The sequence below is a fragment of the Pseudomonas izuensis genome (genome assembly GCF_009861505.1).
Classification (GTDB): domain Bacteria; phylum Pseudomonadota; class Gammaproteobacteria; order Pseudomonadales; family Pseudomonadaceae; genus Aquipseudomonas; species Aquipseudomonas izuensis.
On sequence record NZ_WTFT01000006.1, the window covers coordinates 94,104 to 109,291 of the forward strand.

Below are 15,188 nucleotides of genomic sequence, written 5' to 3' on the forward strand. Positions count from 1 at the left end.
ACCTTTTCAAACTCTACCGGTGACAGCTGATTGTTGAAACTATGACGTCGTGTGATGTGACGCAGTTTGAGCAGCAAAACAAAAGGCCCGGTCCGTCAGGCCTTATGCTTCCTGATGAATGAAGTGCCCAGCATGATCGTAGGAAACGTAACGTGATTGGCGGTTACGCATGACCCTCACTAGCGCATGCTGCGGATCCCGGGGCAAGAACAGGCGCCCTCGGTTGGATACCAGATAATCCAGAATCCGTTCCTTTTCGCCAATCAGGCTTTCAGGATTACGGTCATACCCGCTGGTGACCGTCAGGTCGAGCCAATGGCTGGTGGGAATCAGGTCACCGGCAAACAGCATTGGCCCGCCTGGCATGGCGATCTCCGGCAACAATTGCCCGCGGGTATAGCCATCGCTCAGGTGCAGATGCCATCCACTGCCGAGTTGGGGACTCGTGCCCTCCTCGACCAGTTCAAGGCGCCCGCCGAATTCCAGTTGGCGCAAAATCCAGGGTATGAATCGGCTGCGTTCATGGGGATGTGGATGCAGGGCCCGCCGCCAATGCTCGGCACCTGTGAGGTAACGGGCACGAGGGAACAGCACGCGAAGCAGTTGGCCCGCGTCTATGACCCGGCATTGCTGCGGTGATGGGCTGGCATGCAAATGGGTAAGCAGGACCAGATCGATATCGTTTTCGCCCAGGCCAAGCCTGCCCAGACTGTTCAGAAGACCGCTCTGCCTGGGTTGCCAGTTGCAGGTGCGCGGCAGAGGCGCCAACAACAACTCACTCCCTGCCAGTACCAGAATATTGCGGCCGGGTTCCTGGACCAGCAGAGCGCGGGACGGCAGTTCCACCAGGTGCTCATGATCGGGAGCCATCCACTGTTCCCAGATCCGGCGTGGTGTACTGCCAAACAGCACACCTCCATCGAGCTTGCGCGGTGCGCCGTTGAGGCTGGTCAGTCGGCGCGGCACGGCGGGAGCGCGGTAGTAGCTGCAATTCAATGACAAAACGAAGCCCCTATGAGTCTGCTGGCGACAGTGCCCCGCCAACGCGGATCAATCGCATCAGCCCACACACCAACACCACATTCAGCACCGCCAATGAACAGACACCCACCCAAACACTGGCCACGCCAGACGTCTGCATGATGTAGCCGCCCACCAGCGGAGTCAGCGCCTGAACAATCAGGGACGGCCTGGCCATCCGCCCCATCAGCAGAACATAGTGCCATGGCGACATAAGGGCCAACGGCAGCACGCCTCGAATGATTGCGCGCAAGCCATTGCCCGCACCAAAAATCACCAGCCCCACGGCACTGGCCGCAGGTGCCAGCGCGACCAGCATCAGGCCCGCCGCTATCAGTACGGCAGAAATGAGCGTGATCCCTATGGGGTGGTGCTTTCGTGCAAAAACCTGGAGAAATCGTGACCCCACTTGACTGGGTCCCACCAGCGCACTCAATCCGACGGCGATGGCGAGGGAATACCCTTGCCCCTGCAACAGGGCAATCAGATGGACCGACATCACCGTCATGATCACCGCCCCCACCGCAAAGATGGTCGTGAGCAGCAGGTAAACACGCCCATCCACCGAAACTGCCTTTTCGTACGGTGCATTGCTTTTGGCGAGCACGCCCAATCCCCCCGGAAGCACCCACAGGTAGAGCGGCGCCACGGTGACCAGCAGCAAACAGCCATAGGCCAGGCAGGTACTGCGCCAGCCAAAATGTTCAATGGCAAGTGCAACCACTGGCCAGACAAGGGTGGTAGCGAACCCGGAGATCAGCGTGATACCGGTAATGGCACTCCCCGCCCGCTCGCCGTACAACCCGCCCGACGTCGCCAGGAGTGAATCGTACAGACCCAGGGCCATACCCACACCAATGACCGCCCAGGCGCACAGGAACAGGGGGAGCGATGTCGAACTTGCCATGATGAACAACCCGATCGCCATGAACAGACCACTGCTCGCCAGGACGATGCGACCGCCCCAGCGCGAGATAAGCCGACTGGTCAAAGGGGCCAGCACTGCACTGACCAGGATGCCAAGGGAGACGGCACCAAATACCCATGGGCTCGGCCAGCCGGTCTCTTTCATGATCGGATCGGCCATGACCGCCATCAGGAAGAAAGAGCCGCCCCAGGCCAGAATCTGCAGCCACCCCAATACAACAATGTCCAGAACACCAGGCAAACGAGAAGAGTCTTTCAAAGCACAGCCATCACTATGGAGTAAGTACGGATAATCGGCTTAAACGCATCTGCGCCATCATGAACGCCATACAGCGGTTGGACCACGAGCCCCGAGCGCGTCCATGACTTCTGCGGTGTGTGCACCACAGTCGGGAATTTCGCCTGGGGTGACACGCTGGCCGTCAAAACGCGGTGCCGGACTGGCTTGCAGCATGCCATCGCGTTCGAAGTACACGCCCCGCTCCACCATGTGCCGGTGCTGCGAAGCTTCTCGCGGGCTCAATACCGGGGCGAAGCAGACATCGCTGCCTTCGAGCAGATCACACCAGTGCTGGCGTGGCTGACGGGCAAAAATGTCGGCCAGGAGTCCGCGCAGTTCTTCCCAGTGCTTGCGGTCCCACTGTCTGGCAAAACGCGGGTCATCCTGCAAACCCAGCTTGTGCATCAGCAAGGTGTAAAACTGCGGCTCCAGCGAACCCAGCGCCACGTACTGGTCGTCGGCACAACGATAAGTGGCGTAGAAATGCGAGCCATCGTGCACACTTTTACCGCGCTCTTCGAATAGCAGCCCTCGACCGCCCAGGTACATCATCAACTGCATCATGTGCGCCGAGCCATCGACGATGGCCGCATCGACCACCGTGCCCTTGCCGGTCTGCCGGGCACTGAGGATACCCGCCAGCAAGCCGACGGCCAGGTACAGCGCCCCACCGCCGATGTCACCGAGCAGGGTGATCGGCGACGACGGTGCTTCGCCGGCCGTGCCACTGTGGTAAAGCGCACCGGACAATGCAACGTAGTTGTTGTCATGACCTGCCGCGTTGGCCAGCGGACCCTGCTGGCCCCAACCGGTCATGCGCCCGTAGACCAGCCGTGGATTGCGTGCCTGACATTCCTGCGGACCCAGGCCCAGGCGTTCCATGACCCCGGGACGCATGCCCTCGATCACGGCATCGGCGCTTTCGAGGAGTTGCAGTAGCGTCTCGCGCCCTTCGGGGCTTTTCAGGTCAACCACGATCGAACGCTTGCCACGGTTGAGCGAGTTGGCCGGGGCATTGCCGTTGTTCGAAACGGAATCGGAGCGCTCCACCGCGATCACGTCCGCCCCCAGGTCGGCCAGGTGCATGGCGCAGAATGGCCCCGGGCCGATTCCGCAGATTTCTACGATCTTGATTCCTGACAGCATGAAACTTTCCTCAATGAATCTCGTGGCCGTTGGGCACAGGCTTTTGTAGGCGCGAGCCTGCACGCGATGAACTCAAGAGCGCCGCGTTTAGCCAGTAAACACGCGTCATCGTTGACGACCATCGCGAGCGAGCTCGCTCCTACAGGGGGGGATCGCGTTATCAGGCGCGACCGTACAGGGTCACGACGCAGGCGCCACCCAGGCCAAGGTTGTGCGCCAGCGCTACATTGGCGCCTTCGACCTGACGCTTGTCCGCCGTGCCGCGCAGCTGGTGGGTCAGCTCGTAGCATTGCGCCAGGCCGGTCGCACCCAGCGGATGACCTTTGGACAGCAGGCCACCGGACGGGTTGGTGACAACCTGGCCGCCATAGGTGTTGTTGCCGTCGAGGACAAACCGCTCGGCGCCGCCGACATCGCACAGCCCAAGGGACTCGTAAGTCAGCAGTTCGTTGTGGGCGAAGCAGTCGTGCATCTCGGCAACGCGGATGTCCAGCGGGTCGACACCGGCCTTTTCATAGACTTCCCGGGCAGCCCGCTGGGCCATGTCGAAACCGACCACTTCGATCATCGAGCGGGTTTCGAAACACACGGGTTTGTCGGTGGTCAACGACTGGGCAAGGACCACCACGTCGGTGCGCAGGCCATGTTTTTTGGCGAAAGCTTCCGAGCAGATGATCGCCGCCGCAGCACCGCAGGTCGGTGGGCAAGCCATCAGACGGGTCATCACCCCCGGCCAGATCAGTTGGTCGTTCATGACGTCGTCAGTGCTGACCACTTTGCGGAACAACGCCAACGGGTTGTTGGCCGCATGCCGGCTGGCCTTGGCGCGAATGGCGGCAAAGGTCCTCATCTGGGTGCCGTACTTTTGCATGTGCTCGCGACCGGCACCGCCGAACAGGCGCAGGGCACTCGGCATATCGGCAATGTCGCCGGTCAAGGCGTCGATCACGCCCTGGGTCTTGTGCGTGGTGGCCCGTGGACGGTCGTCCCAATGGCCTTTCAAGGCGCCAGGCTGCATCTGCTCGAAACCGAAAGCCAAGGCGCACTCGACCGCACCGCTTTCCACGGCCTGGCGCGCCAGGAACAATGCGCTGGAGCCAGTCGCACAGTTGTTGTTGACGTTGACCACCGGAATGCCGCTCATACCGACTTCATAAAGTGCCGCTTGACCGCTGGTGGAATCGCCATAGACATAGCCGGCATAGGCTTGCTGAACCAGGCTGTAGTTGAGTCCGGCATCCTGCAACGCCAGGCGAATCGCTTCGCTGCCCATTTCGATGTAGGTACCGCTGGTGCCTGGCTTGACAAAAGGGATCATGCCGACGCCGGCAACGTAAGGTTTTTGCGACATTGCTGCTCTCCAGATTCAATAAGCTAGAAGTTGCACAGGGATAGCCGTCCGCCCCCTTGCGAGGACGGATGGCGATTGCTCGGTTGACTCAGCGGATACCGGCGTTGCGCAGGGCTGCCGGGGTGAAGTCATTCATGGTGGGCTGATAGGCGTAGTCAGTGCCGCGCTTGTTCTCGTTGCCCAGGTTCGACACCAGATAACGACCGGCCAGCAGGTCATAAATCCCCATCGCGGCGTAAACGGCAACGCCCTGCTGGTAATCGTTGACCAGATAACCTTCGCTGACGCGCCACAGTTGACCGCGACCGTCGTACTGGTCGATTTCCACCGCCGCCCAGGTGTCCTCGTCGATGTACATATGGCGCTTGGCGTAGATGTGGCGCTGGCCCGGCTTGAGGGTGCCCTCCACTTCCCACACCCGATGCAGCTCATAGCGGGTCAGGTCCTGGTTGATGTGCCCCGGTTTGATGATGTCGGCGTACTTCAGCGTCGGCGATTGCAGCAGGTAGTTGTTGTAGGGAACGTAGACTTCCTTCTTGCCGATCAGCTTCCAGTCATAACGGTCCGGGGCACCGTTGTACATGTCGGCGTTGTCAGCGACACGCATGCCGTCGGCGGCTGTGCCGGGGCCGTCGTAAGCCACTTGCGGCGCACGGCGTACGCGACGCTGGCCGGCGTTGTAGGCCCAGGCCATGCGCGGGTCCTTGATCTGGTCGAGGGTCTCGTGGATCAGCAACACGTTGCCGGCCATGCGCGCTGGCGCCGTCACCGTTTGTTTGGCGTAGAACAGGATGTTGGCGCTGTCCTCGGGTTTGACGTCCGCCATCTTCCACGGCAGTCCCGCCGCGGTCTCGATCTGCACGATGGTGTAGTCACCATTGGTTTGCGGCGTGGCCTGGGCCTGGCGGCTGATGAAGTTGGTGCCCCGTGAACGGGTCAGGTGGTTCCACACCACTTCCAGCCCGGTCTTGGGAATCGGGAAAGCGTAGTAACGCGACTGTTCGAAGTTTTTCAGCGAGTAGCCATCATTCGCCGACTCGGTGGTCAGCGCGCTTTTCTTCGCCGCGTCGTAGACCGCCTGTGGCGCCGATGCCGTGCGCTGGGTCTTGAACACCGGGATTTTGTAGGTGTCGGGGTAGCGCTGGAACATCGCCAGTTGCCCGGCCGTCAGTTTGCTTTTGTACTGCGCAACATTGGCGGCCGTGATCACGAACTGCGGCTTTTCGCCCTCGAACGGATTGCCGAGAAAGTCATTGGTCACGGGCGCAGCGCCGGGTTTGAGGCCACCGGTCCAGGCCGGAATGCTGCCATCAGCATTGCCGGCCTTTTCGCCACCCAAGGGCGTCAGGCTGGTGCCCAGTTGAGCGGCCTCTTTTTCGGAAACGGCAGCCATGACGCCGGAAGCGATCAGGCTCAGTGACAACGCGCAGGCTTTAAACAGAGTGCTGGATTTCATTGTTGTTTTCTCCGTTTGACAGGTGTCAGAAGTTCACGCCGAAGCTCAAGGCGACGTAATCGCGATCGGTGTTGGTGTTCCACTTTCCGCCGAAGTAGTCGGTGTAACTGAGGCTGGCGGTGTAAGTGTTCATGAAGTCGGCATCGACACCGAGGCTGACGGCCTTGTTGCCTTCCTCGAAGTTGGGACCTACGCCATCGACGTCGTGGGACCAGGCCAGGTTGGGCGACAGGTTGATGCCGGCGAATACGTTGGGGTAATCCAGCTTGCCGCGCAGGCGGTAGCCCCAGGAGTCCGTGGTATAGAAACCGTGGCTGTTGCATTCCTGCTGCGGGTTGCTCGGACGGGTTACGCCCGGCTGGCCCGGGACCGGCAGGTTCTGGCCAACACAGACGGCCTGATTGACCAGTTGCCCGGCACCGAACACGGTGTTGCGGCCAAAACGCACATCGGTGCCGTCGCTGGAGCCCAGGCCGTTGATGCGGTTGTAGCCCACCTCGCCCACCAGGGTCAGGCGGTCGGCACCGAGGATCTGATCGAAGAACCGGGTGGCACTCATTTGTGTCTGCAACACGGGCATGCGTTCGTAACCGCTAACGGGCGCTCCGGCGACATTGGACGAGTGCCCGCTGACGAACAGCGGTGAAGCTGCGTTGCCCGTGGCCGCCAGGTTGATGTCGGCACCGTTGAGGTTCAATGGCATGTTGGGCCGGAAACTGACCTCGCCACCCAGCGATGTACCCATCACGTTGGTGGCGAAACTCAGGCCATACAGGCGGACATCTTCGGGATAGACCACGTTGTAACTGGCGGTGCGGATCGCGGCCACCGAGCTGGCGGTACTGGTCGCCCGGGTGAAATCCAGGCTTGGGTTGCGACTGTGGTAGTTCATGACATAGGCACCGAACTCGGTGTCGTTCAGCTCTGCCGCAAACCAGCGCAGCGCCAGCCCATACTGGCCACTGTCGCGGGCATCCTTGGTCTTGGTGCGCGGGATGAAGGCATCATCCGTCAGGCCAGGCGTCCCGGTGTTCTTGGCCACGCCCGGCGGCAGATCGAGGCCCGCCAGCACCACGCGGTCATTGCAGCCTTCAGGCGTCACGTCGTTGCCAAAGAAGGTGCCGCAGTTATCAATGACCGAAGGCGCCCATTCGAGCTGATAGAAACCCTCGACAGTGACGTTTTCCGACAAGCCCTGGGACATGTAGAACATGTTGACCGGGATCAGGCCCTCCTTCACTTCGGCACCGGGCCGGCGCAGGGCCGCCACGTCGATCGGGTTGATGCTGTTGATCGAGTTGCCGATGAAGGTACTTTCACCCCAGCTCACCACCTGCTTGCCCAGTCGCACGTTGCCCTGCAAATCGTCGAGGGTGTAGTTGTGGTAGACAAAGCTGTCGAGGAACATCGCCCCGGAGGACTTGGCGGCGCGCTGACGGCCGTGGTCTTCGATGTCGTAGAACGGACGGCTTTCATCCATCAACTCGAAGTCGTACCAGTACTTGCCGCGCACGAAAGCGCCGCTGTCGCCGTACTTCAATTCCAGGTCGTGCACGCCCTTGAAGATCTTCGAGAAGGTCTCGCCCTTCTTGAAGTTCAGGCGGTTGTCATCGTTGGTACGGGACGAGGCTTCGCCCCTGACACCTTGCGAGTTGAAGTTGGAAATGAAATCCGGGTCCGGTCCACGGACGGCCCAACTGGCGCCTACCGACAGTGCCGAGTCGAAATTGCCCTCGATTTCGCCAATGCTGAATGTCTGGGCATTGGCCTGTGGATGGATGGCTGCGGCGATGGCGACGGCCAACAGGTGTGGGTAGCAGACTCTGCGCATTTTCTTGGTGCTCATGCGTTCTCCGTTTTTATTGGCATAAAGGTCCCAAGCCGCTCGCAAGCAAGCGGCGTGGTTCCTGGGGGGTGAAAGTGATGCGCGCGACCACGGGGATCACGCGGTGGTCAAGCGATTCCGCGCTGCTGGTTCTCCCAGAACGGTTTGCGCAGTTCGGTTTTCAACACCTTGCCGACGCTGGTCAGCGGCAGTGCCTCGCGGAACTCGATACTGCGCGGCACCTTGTAGCCGGCAATCCGTTCGCGGCAGTGGGCAATGAGGTCTTCGCTGGTGACGACAAGCCCAGGCTTGAGCACGATCACCGCGTGCACCGTCTCGCCCCACTTCGGACAAGGGATGCCGATCACCGCGCTTTGCGCGACCGCAGGATGGCTGGCGATGGCCGCCTCGACTTCACCGCAGTAGATGTTCTCGCCGCCGCTGACCACCATGTCCTTGAGGCGGTCGCAGACATAGATGAACCCGTCTTCATCCATGTAGCCGCCGTCCCCGGTGTGCATCCAGCCGCCGCGCAAGGTGTGCGCGGTGACTTCGGGTTTCTTCCAGTAGCCGAGCATGACATTCGGGCCGCGCACGATGATTTCGCCCACGGTGCCGTGCGGCACGTCGTTGTCATCGGCATCGACGATGCGAACTTCCACACAGTTCACCGGCAGGCCGGCCGAGTACATCTTGCCGTTGGCCTGGTATTCGGCGGTGTGATATTGCGCAGACAGGGTGGTGGCCACCGGGGACAGCTCGGTCATGCCGTAGCCCTGGGAGAAGCCGGCACTAGTGAACACGGCCCGGGCCCGATCAAGCAGCGCCGGGGTGATCGACGAGGCGCCGTAACCGATGTATCGCAGGGAGCTGGCGTCGTGTGCCTGACCGTTCTTGTCATGCCAGTCCAGAATCATCTGGATCATGGTCGGGGCCAGCAGGATCTCGTTGATTTTTTCCTGCTCGATGGCATCCAGAACGTTCTGCGGTGTAAAGGACTGCACGATGACGTGGGTGCCACCGGTCAGGAACAACGCCGTGATCGCCGCGAAGTCGGCAAGGTGAAACATAGGCATGGCGTGCAGGAAGATCGCATCCGCCCCCAGCCGGCCCTGGGACAGCGCGTTCAAGGCCGAGAAGGTCACATTATTGTGGCTGAGCATGACCCCCTTGGGGTGGCCGGTGGTGCCGCCGGTGTAGAAGATCCCCAGCAAGGAGTCCCCTCCCCGGCGCACGTCTTCCACCGGTTCGCTGATCGCGATCAGCGACTCATAGCGCAGCATCCCGGGCGGAGTCTCGCCCTCCCCGGCGTAAATCACCAGGTTGACGGTCTTGGCTTGTTCCAGGACCCGAACACCCAGTTCCTTGTGGTGCTCATCAACGATCAGCACCGTGGTTTCCGATTCATCCAGCGAGTACAGGATCTCCGCCGCACTCCAGCGGAAATTCACCGGGTTGACCACCGCATCTGCCCACGGCACGGCCAGGTAATACTCAAGAAACAGTGGCGAATTCAATGCCAGCAACGCCACACGATCGCCGCTGGCAACGCCCAGGCCTTTCAGCGCACCGGCCAGCCGCGCAACACGATCGCCAAACTCGGCATAGCTGATGCTGCGCCCCTGATAGCGGATCGCAACGGCATTTGGACGTTGCTGCAGATGACGGTGCAGCCCTTGTGTGATGTACATGAAAACTCCAAATTGCTTTTTTATTATTCAATTGATTTGGAACTGTCGGCCCCCGGAGTGAGCGCTCTGGAGGCCTGTGCAATTCAGGACGCTGCGGTCAGAGCGAGCGCGCAACGACCTCGCGCTGTATCTCGTTGGAACCGCCGTAGATACGCGCCACCCGTGCATCGGCCCACATCCGGCCGATCGGGTATTCGTTCATGTAGCCGTAGCCACCGAACAGTTGCAGGCAGCGATCGAGTACTTCGCCCTGGCGCTCGGTCAGCCAGAACTTGCCCATCGACGCCAGGGTGGTGTCGAGAGTGCCGTCGATCCAGCGCTGGATGATCACGTCGATGAACGTCCGGGAGGCCAGCACGGTGGCCTTGACATCCGCCAGCACGAAACGGCTGTTCTGGAAATCAATCACCGGTTTGCCGAACACGGTACGGTCCTTGGTGTAGTCCACAGTCAGGCGCAGGGCGCGCTCCATCACCGCAACGGCACCGACACCAATCTGGGCGCGTTCATAGGGCAGCTGGCTCATCAAGGTGTAGAAACCTCGACCTTCTACTTCACCAAGCAGACAATCCACCGGCACTTCGACGTCATCGAAGAACATTTCCGATGTGTCCTGGGCGTGCATGCCGACTTTGCTCAGCAGATTGCCGCGGCGGAAACCCGGGGTATTGGTGTCGACCATGAACAGCGAGACACCCTTGGCGCCCTGGCTGGTATCGGTCTTGGCAATCACCAGCACCATGTCGCAGGTCTGGCCGTTGCTGATGAACGTCTTGGCGCCGTTGATGACGTACTTGTCACCTTTGCGCACGGCACGGGTACGCACCGATTGCAGGTCGGAACCGGCACCGGGTTCGGTCATGGCGATCGCGCAGATCACTTCGCCCGAGGCGATTTTCGGTAGCCAGTGGAGCTTTTGCGCTTCAGTGCCCGAATCCAGAATGTAGTGCCCGACGATATGGCTCAGGCCGAGGCCCAGGCCACCGCCATTGGCGGCCATGGTTTGCACCACGCTGACGTAGTGGCCGATGTCGCCGCCGCTGCCGCCGTATTCTTCCGGTACGTCAGGGAGGATCAGGCCCAACTCGCCGGCCTTGAGCCAGGCAGAACGGTCGGCGAAATGCTGTTCGCGCCATTTCAGTTCGTTGGGCTCCATGTATTCCTTGGCAAAGCGCTTGACCATGTCACTGAACTGTTCCAGGTCTTCGGTCATCCAGGGAGAGCGGTAGTTTTCCAGCATTGCAAATACCTCGGGTTCTGAAGCCTGCTGACCGTGGACGGCCAACAGGCTCGACTCATCGTTGCCCCTGCTGACAGGGGCATACATCGCGACAGGTGTTTAGAAGTTGGAGCCTGGACCGCCGCCGCAGTACAGGGTCTGGCCGGAGCAGAAGTTGGACTCCGGCAGGCAGAGCATGACCACCGCACCTGCCGCCTCTTCCGGCTTGCCAGGACGACCCAGCGCAATGGCGCGGCTGGCGCCGTCGATCATGGCCTGCTGGACACCGACCTTGATTTCGCGGCCTTCGATTTTCACGGTCTTGCTGTCTTCGCCTGCCAGCGCCTGGGTCAGGCGGGTTTCGATCAGGCCGAACGCGACGGCATTGACGTTGACTTTCATGCGGCCCCATTCCTTGGCCAACGTCTTGGTCAGGCCCAAAATGCCGGACTTGCCCGAGGAGTAGTTGGACTGGCCGACGTTACCGCCCGCCGCGCCAGAGGAGATGTTCACCACCTTGCGCAGGACTTCTCGGCCTTCGGCGGCCTCTTTTTTGGCCAGGGCGCTGATCACCGGCTGAGCGGCGCGCAGGATGCGGAACGGCGCGGTCAGGTGGCAGTCGATGATCGCGTACCACTGCTCGTCGCTCATCTTCTGGATCACGTTGTCCCAGGTGTAGCCGGCGTTGTTGACGATGATGTCGATCGAGCCGTAATTCTTGACGGCGGTCTGAATGAAACGATCGGCAAAGTCGGCGGCGGTGACGCTACCCACGCATGCCACGGCTTCACCACCAGCGGCACGGATCTCGGCGACCACTTCTTCAGCCGGTTCGGCGTCCAGGTCGTTGACCACGATTTTGGCGCCGTAGGCGGCCAGTTGCAGGGCGACTTCACGACCAATGCCACGGCCAGAACCGGTGATCAGAGCAACTTTGCCTTCAAGCTTTTTCATGCATTTTGTTCCTGTGAAAAGGGGTAAGGGTTCAGGCCAGGGCCACGACGGCTTCGCCGGCGAGCTTTTCTTCGCCGTACTGGTTCGAGCAACGAATCTGCAGGCGCACGTGTTTCTCGCCGTTCTCTTCGAACTTCTCGGTGATCGTGCCGGTGCAGGTCGGCACATGGCCCAACTGGGTGATGCCGGTGAAACGAATCGACAGGCTGCGCACTTGTTGTTGCGACACCCATCCAGTCAGCAGGCGACCGAGGTAGGCGGCCGACAACATGCCGTGGGCAAACACATCGGACATGCGTGATTTACGCGCAAAGTCGATGTCGATATGGATCGGGTTGTGGTCGCCCGAAGCGCCAGCGTAAAGCGCGAGGGCCGTGCGGTTGACCGCCGGCAATTTCAGCAGCGGCACTTCATCGCCCACCTGGATATCGGAGAACTGCACGCCGGTTTGGGTAGAGAGAGTCATCGACTTTTCCTCAACGCTGAACGAGGGATGAACGGACATCGGCGATGTGCACGCCATCCTGGTTGGTCACCCGCGATTCGGTGACCACAAATTGCAGGGCACCGCCCTTTTTCTCGTAGACATCCGAGATGCGCGCATCGAACGTCAGCACGTCACCGGCGCAGGCCACGGCGTGGTAAATGAAGGATTGTTCGGCATGCAGGATGCGGCCGAGGTCAAAGTCCACCAGTTTCAGGAACGCACCCAGGTCGCGACCTTCGCTTTCCAGACACTTGAGAAACGTCGGCGGTACGGGCAGTGATGTGTAGCCCGCCTCGATTGCAGCCGCTTCATTGATGTACACCGGATCGGTTTCGCCGATGGCCTTGGCGAAGAAGCGCAGGCGGCCCTTCTCCACATCGACGCTGAACGATTCGAGCTTGTGCCCGATCAGACTTTTGTCTGTCATTGGTCTCTTCCTCTTCTTGTTATGCGTGTTTTGCTGGTTGTGCGTGGCCTGGCGGACACGCCGTCTGATGCACTCAATTGCACCCGTACATCGTCACCACGCAGGCACCACCCAGACCCAGGTTGTGCTGCAAGGCGATGTTCAGGCCTTCGACCTGGCGCTTGTCGGCCGTGCCGCGCAGCTGATGGGTCAGCTCGTAGCATTGGGCCAGGCCGGTAGCGCCCAATGGATGCCCTTTGGAAAGCAGGCCGCCAGAGGGGTTGGTCACTACCTGACCACCGAAGGTGTTGTCGCCATCGAGAACGAATTGCTCGCCGCCACCGACCCCGCACAGTCCAAGGCCTTCGTAGGTCAGCAATTCGTTGTGGGCGAAGCAGTCATGCAGCTCCACAGCGCGTATGTCCTGTGGGCCAAAACCCGATTGCTCGTAGACCGTTTGCGCAGCGCGCCGGGTCATGTGGAAACCGGCATAGGCAATCATTGACGGCGGATCGAATGACTCGACCGGGTCGGTCACCAGTGACTGTGCAAGGATCACCACGTCGCTGCGCAGGCCGTGCTTCCTGGCGAAAGCCGGGGAGCAGATAATCGCCGCCGCCGCACCACAAGTCGGCGGGCAAGCCATCAGGCGCGTCATCACGCCGGGCCAGAGCACCTGGTCGTTCATCACCTCTTCGGTGGTCAGGATGTTCTTGAACAGCGCCAACGGATTGTTCGAAGCATGACGGCTGGCCTTGGCGCGAATGGCGGCGAAGGTCTCCATGCGGGTGCCGTACGTTTGCATGTGTTCGCGACCGGCACCGCCGAAGGTTTTCAGGGCACGGGGAAGGTCGACATCACGGGTCAGGTCTTCCATAACATGGACCACGCTGGCCCGCGTCTGTGGACGGTCATCCCAGTGTGACTTGAGCGCACCGGCCTGCATCTGCTCGAACCCCAGGGCCAGTACGCAATCGGCCTGGCCGCTCTGCACCGCAGCACGGGCCAGGTACAACGCCGTGGAGCCCGTGGAGCAGTTATTGTTGACGTTGATGATCGGGATGGCTGTGCGGCCCACTTCGTAAAGGGCGGTCTGGCCGCAAGTGGAATCGCCAAAGACATAGCCGGCAAACGCCATTTGCACTCTGTCGTAATCGATCCCGGCGTCCTTCAGGGCCAGGCGTACAGCCTCGGCGCCCATCCGGGTGTAGCTTGGGCTCTTGCCGGGTTTGGAGAAGGGAATCATGCCCACTCCGGCGACGACGACTTTTTCACTCATGGACGGTCTTCCTTCGGCATTTACGATCGGTTGTCGTATTTGCCGGCCGGTTGTTGTTGGCGTTCATCCTAGGTTTGCCAACCCGCACGCTTCGACCGTCGAAGGGATGAAGTTGCGGAGGTACCGCAAGACGTTCCAAGGAACGTGTGGAGGGAGTAGCGCCCCGCTGCCTTCACGCCGCAGTGCACGGGGCCCGCCCTGCCCGTTTGCGCCCTGGCCACCCTCCTTCGAACGACACCGGATCTACTCCGCAGCATCATCCGTTCGGCGCTCACGACGAGTCAGGACCACAGCCTAGGATTGGGTTGTCAGCGAAGCACTAACGCGCCTGTGCGCATCGCAGGCACCACGCGTATCTGCTGACACAACCCCCACAGATGCCGGAAGCAAGACACTCCCGGCACACTCATCGACGAGGATTCAAATGAGCGAATACAGAGCACCGTGGCCGACCGAAGGTGCCGGGGATGAACCGCCTGCCGGCTTCCTGCCCTTGGCGCGCGCAGGTTTCGTGACGCATTGCGCGGGCCTGTACTACCACGAGCACCGCCCGGTAATAGCTGCCCGCATCCGACCGGAACACTTGAACCTGCTGGGCATTGCCCATGGCGGCTTCCTCGCCACCCTGGCCGACACGGCACTCGGATTGGTACTGAAAAAGGCCACGAACGCCGAGCTGACGCCGGCGACCATCAACCTGAGCATGGATTACCTGAGCCCGGCCCCGGTCGGTGCCTGGGTCGAGGCCCATGTCCAGGTGCACCGGCTGGGGCGCACGTTGTCTCACGCCAGTCTCGACCTGCTCCATGGCGAACGCCTGGTGGCGCGCAGCACCGCAACGTTCATCGGCAATACCGCCAGCCTTCACGGCAAGGGCCGCGAAGGCTGACTCAAGCATCGGTGGCCGGGGGCACGGCTCCAAGGGGGCTGCGTTAGACTAAAGTCTCGGACATTCACCAGACGTGGCAATATGGACCGACTCAGAATAATAAAACGGTCGCCTTGCCCTCGGTCTCTTTGGCAGGTGACGGCTATGGAGGTTTTTTTCAATGCCTGCTCAATGGGACAACCCTACGGGAATGTCCGCCGGTCCGGCTTCCGCGCCTCCTGCACGTGAGGTATCGACCTCAAGAAATGTCCCCCTTAA

At 61.0% G+C, this 15,188-nt stretch carries 13 protein-coding genes; 1 reads left to right on the forward strand and 12 read right to left on the reverse strand.

The genetic code is table 11. The features are described from left to right. Positions 1–102: 102 nt before the first annotated feature. The 12 genes from GPL81_RS05745 to GPL81_RS05800 form a co-directional block, all read right to left on the reverse strand. Positions 103–1,002 (reverse strand): MBL fold metallo-hydrolase, encoded by a 900-nt coding sequence (locus tag GPL81_RS05745; protein ID WP_343038520.1) that lies wholly within the window; start codon positions 1,000–1,002, stop codon positions 103–105. A 10-nt stretch (positions 1,003–1,012) separates the two neighbouring features. Then, positions 1,013–2,206 (reverse strand): MFS transporter, encoded by a 1,194-nt coding sequence (locus tag GPL81_RS05750; protein WP_160105711.1) that lies wholly within the window; start codon positions 2,204–2,206, stop codon positions 1,013–1,015. Positions 2,207–2,263: 57 nt separating this feature from the next. Further along, a complete protein-coding gene (locus GPL81_RS05755) occupies positions 2,264–3,373 on the reverse strand; it encodes a CaiB/BaiF CoA transferase family protein (RefSeq protein WP_160105713.1) in 1,110 nt (369 codons plus the stop codon). 160 nt (positions 3,374–3,533) lie between these two features. After that, positions 3,534–4,724, reverse strand: a complete 1,191-nt coding sequence (locus tag GPL81_RS05760; RefSeq protein ID WP_160105715.1) for a lipid-transfer protein — start codon at positions 4,722–4,724, stop codon at positions 3,534–3,536. Between the two features lie 88 nt (positions 4,725–4,812). Next, on the reverse strand, positions 4,813–6,180 hold the full coding sequence (locus GPL81_RS05765; protein WP_160105717.1) for a DUF1329 domain-containing protein: 1,368 nt from the start codon (positions 6,178–6,180) through the stop codon (positions 4,813–4,815). Positions 6,181–6,205: 25 nt separating this feature from the next. Further along, positions 6,206–8,026 carry a DUF1302 domain-containing protein gene (locus tag GPL81_RS05770; protein ID WP_160105719.1) on the reverse strand — a complete coding sequence of 607 codons (1,821 nt, stop codon included), beginning with the start codon at positions 8,024–8,026 and terminating at the stop codon, positions 6,206–6,208. Between the two features lie 107 nt (positions 8,027–8,133). Continuing rightward, on the reverse strand, positions 8,134–9,696 hold the full coding sequence (locus GPL81_RS05775) for a long-chain-fatty-acid--CoA ligase (protein ID WP_160105721.1): 1,563 nt from the start codon (positions 9,694–9,696) through the stop codon (positions 8,134–8,136). A gap of 97 nt (positions 9,697–9,793) precedes the next feature. Further along, positions 9,794–10,936, reverse strand: coding sequence for an acyl-CoA dehydrogenase family protein (locus GPL81_RS05780; RefSeq protein ID WP_160105723.1), 1,143 nt, complete (start codon positions 10,934–10,936; stop codon positions 9,794–9,796). Positions 10,937–11,035: 99 nt separating this feature from the next. Continuing rightward, positions 11,036–11,869 (reverse strand): SDR family NAD(P)-dependent oxidoreductase, encoded by an 834-nt coding sequence (locus GPL81_RS05785; protein ID WP_160105725.1) that lies wholly within the window; start codon positions 11,867–11,869, stop codon positions 11,036–11,038. Positions 11,870–11,900: 31 nt separating this feature from the next. Beyond that, positions 11,901–12,335: a MaoC family dehydratase gene (locus GPL81_RS05790; protein ID WP_160105727.1), complete on the reverse strand. Its 435-nt coding sequence runs from the start codon at positions 12,333–12,335 to the stop codon at positions 11,901–11,903. Between the two features lie 10 nt (positions 12,336–12,345). Next, complete coding sequence (locus tag GPL81_RS05795; RefSeq protein WP_160105729.1) at positions 12,346–12,783, reverse strand: MaoC family dehydratase N-terminal domain-containing protein; 438 nt, start codon at positions 12,781–12,783, stop codon at positions 12,346–12,348. A gap of 73 nt (positions 12,784–12,856) precedes the next feature. Then, positions 12,857–14,041 (reverse strand): lipid-transfer protein, encoded by a 1,185-nt coding sequence (locus GPL81_RS05800; protein ID WP_160105730.1) that lies wholly within the window; start codon positions 14,039–14,041, stop codon positions 12,857–12,859. Between the two features lie 424 nt (positions 14,042–14,465). Between GPL81_RS05800 and GPL81_RS05805 the strand changes: the two genes are divergently transcribed. Beyond that, a complete protein-coding gene (locus tag GPL81_RS05805; protein WP_160105731.1) occupies positions 14,466–14,930 on the forward strand; it encodes a PaaI family thioesterase in 465 nt (154 codons plus the stop codon). The last annotated feature ends 258 nt before the right edge of the window (positions 14,931–15,188 follow it).

What these genes read in the sequence shown, in the direction of transcription:
- GPL81_RS05770 (WP_160105719.1), bottom strand. Translation starts at nt 8,026, where the DNA reads ATGAGCACCAAGAAAATGCGCAGAGTCTGCTACCCACACCTGTTGGCC.
- GPL81_RS05800 (WP_160105730.1), bottom strand. Translation starts at nt 14,041, where the DNA reads ATGAGTGAAAAAGTCGTCGTCGCCGGAGTGGGCATGATTCCCTTCTCC.
- GPL81_RS05760 (WP_160105715.1), bottom strand. Translation starts at nt 4,724, where the DNA reads ATGTCGCAAAAACCTTACGTTGCCGGCGTCGGCATGATCCCTTTTGTC.
- GPL81_RS05780 (WP_160105723.1), bottom strand. Translation starts at nt 10,936, where the DNA reads ATGCTGGAAAACTACCGCTCTCCCTGGATGACCGAAGACCTGGAACAG.
- GPL81_RS05790 (WP_160105727.1), bottom strand. Translation starts at nt 12,335, where the DNA reads ATGACTCTCTCTACCCAAACCGGCGTGCAGTTCTCCGATATCCAGGTG.
- GPL81_RS05805 (WP_160105731.1), top strand. Translation starts at nt 14,466, where the DNA reads ATGAGCGAATACAGAGCACCGTGGCCGACCGAAGGTGCCGGGGATGAA.
- GPL81_RS05755 (WP_160105713.1), bottom strand. Translation starts at nt 3,373, where the DNA reads ATGCTGTCAGGAATCAAGATCGTAGAAATCTGCGGAATCGGCCCGGGG.
- GPL81_RS05785 (WP_160105725.1), bottom strand. Translation starts at nt 11,869, where the DNA reads ATGAAAAAGCTTGAAGGCAAAGTTGCTCTGATCACCGGTTCTGGCCGT.
- GPL81_RS05795 (WP_160105729.1), bottom strand. Translation starts at nt 12,783, where the DNA reads ATGACAGACAAAAGTCTGATCGGGCACAAGCTCGAATCGTTCAGCGTC.
- GPL81_RS05765 (WP_160105717.1), bottom strand. Translation starts at nt 6,180, where the DNA reads ATGAAATCCAGCACTCTGTTTAAAGCCTGCGCGTTGTCACTGAGCCTG.
- GPL81_RS05775 (WP_160105721.1), bottom strand. Translation starts at nt 9,696, where the DNA reads ATGTACATCACACAAGGGCTGCACCGTCATCTGCAGCAACGTCCAAAT.